Source organism: Bacteroides sp. An269, from assembly GCF_002159755.1.
Lineage (GTDB): Bacteria > Bacteroidota > Bacteroidia > Bacteroidales > Bacteroidaceae > Phocaeicola > Phocaeicola intestinalis.
In genome coordinates, this window is the sequence record NZ_NFJG01000218.1 from 1 (window position 1) to 1,894 (window position 1,894).

Consider the following 1,894-nt stretch of genomic DNA (forward strand, 5'->3'; position numbering starts at 1 on the left):
ATCAGCGTAACAATCCGACATCATTTGAAAGTTAAATTCATCCCAATGGTTATGAACAAGTATTTCCTTTATTGCAGTAGGTATATTCATATCTAATTGTATCTAATGGTTTGGTGAGGGACAGCGTTAAGCTGTTATCTCGACCTTGTTATAAACTTATCTTATTCCTTTCAACTCCTCTTTCATTTTCTCTTTTAGGTAAAAGAACAACAAAACGTGCCAACACAAGTCAAAGGAGAATACAGCTTCTTCCTTTCTCCCTAATGCCTGATAGAACTTACATACATTCCGATATGCCATAAAAACAAATACAAGATAGATAGGCACCAGCATACAAAGACTTAATACCAAGACACAGACAGCTATCAGTGAATTTCTACAATAAGCTTTGTATTGTATCAATGCTTCTTCGTAATCGGAATTTTCCCAATAACCGAATGTTTTCAAATCCTCAACGCTCCAGCCTCTTTCTTTCAATAAATTAATAGCATAATCACGAATTTCATCATCATAGCCGTAACGCTTATAATTTTTTACAACATCTATTAGCTTATCATTGTCAAATCTCTTTAGAATATCAGAATCTTCCATAAAAAATTGTTTTATTGTTTATAATGGTTCAGCAGGGAACGGCTTGCCGTTATCCTGCGTTGTTAGCGAAATTATTTTATATACTCACAGAAACTAAGTCAAGTACAGCTTTCTACTTCCAACTATTTTCCTTAACCACTTAGGGGTATATTCTATACTTCGTGGAAATTTGGTGTAAAAGCTCAAAATCCAATCTAATTCCTGGAAATAACTTGGAATTTCATCCCAATTATCATAATTAAAATCCAAATTGTAAGAACTATTTGAGTTAATGACCATTTTTAGAGAGAACCAAGCTCCTTCCTTTGGATAATACATATACATTTCTTTTCGTTTTAATCTAAATTCCTTGCATATATTGATGGTCGCCATCGTCCCTATTTTTATCTTATCTCCAGTAGAAGAATGTATATTTAACATACTGCTGGTGCATGATACAAATAAAACATCTATAAAATCCCATTTTATCCCAGAAGGTATTTGAAGTAAAATAGCATCTCTAATATCATCAAAAGATATTCTTTTATTTGTTTTTACTAAATCTAATTGATGACGAACAGGTATATCAATTAAAGGAGTTGCTCTTTTGCATACTGGTAATGACTGGTATTTGACATTTGGATTTTGAGAAACTTCCAATACCATTTTTACATACCACAACCAGTACTCTTTACGTTTCTCTACGTTTCCAGTTTCCACGAAGGGATTGCTGCCGGAACAAGCTATCGAGCATATAAAATCCGCATTCCAGCTTTCGAAATCAAAAGCATCATCATCTTCACCATTATAGTCTTCTATTGCTAATATGGAAGCTGCATCATAACGGATTGCATATCCCAAAGATATGATAGCCCAGCTTGCCATGTTGTCAGGACTGTCTGCGGATTGTTCCACATAATTGCGCAGCCGTTCTACAGAAACCAATATGCTTTCGGCAATTCCTTTATTCTTGTACAGATAACTGTCCATTTCCGACAAGACTTCAACCAACAGGTTTTCAGCACAAAATTCTTCTGGGAAGCTGGAACAGGCTTTCTTACAGCACTCACACAACACTTTTTGCACTGTCCGGGAGTTGCCTATTTGTTTCATCAAATCAACACGATAGGGTAAAGGCAAATGCCCCATGCTATTTTGATTGATTATTTCTTTCAGTTTTTCTATTTGCTGTATCATACTGGTTTCTGTTTTCGCTAATGGTTAGAAAGGAGCATCGTCAGATGCTATCTTTCGTTGTTAGATACTAAATTTATGGTTTCAAGGACATTGCCCGATATAATATTTTGAACACCACTGAATATAT

2 protein-coding genes are annotated in these 1,894 nt (G+C 34.8%); both read right to left on the reverse strand.

Annotated features, from left to right (window positions below; genetic code table 11):
* Nucleotides 1-156 precede the first annotated feature (156 nt).
* A complete protein-coding gene (locus tag B5F71_RS19330) occupies nt 157-591 on the reverse strand; it encodes a hypothetical protein (protein ID WP_005650150.1) in 435 nt (144 codons plus the stop codon).
* A gap of 93 nt (nt 592-684) precedes the next feature.
* Nucleotides 685-1,767 carry an Imm5 family immunity protein gene (locus B5F71_RS19335; RefSeq protein ID WP_071150846.1) on the reverse strand — a complete coding sequence of 361 codons (1,083 nt, stop codon included), beginning with the start codon at nt 1,765-1,767 and terminating at the stop codon, nt 685-687.
* Between the last annotated feature and the right edge of the window lie 127 nt (nt 1,768-1,894).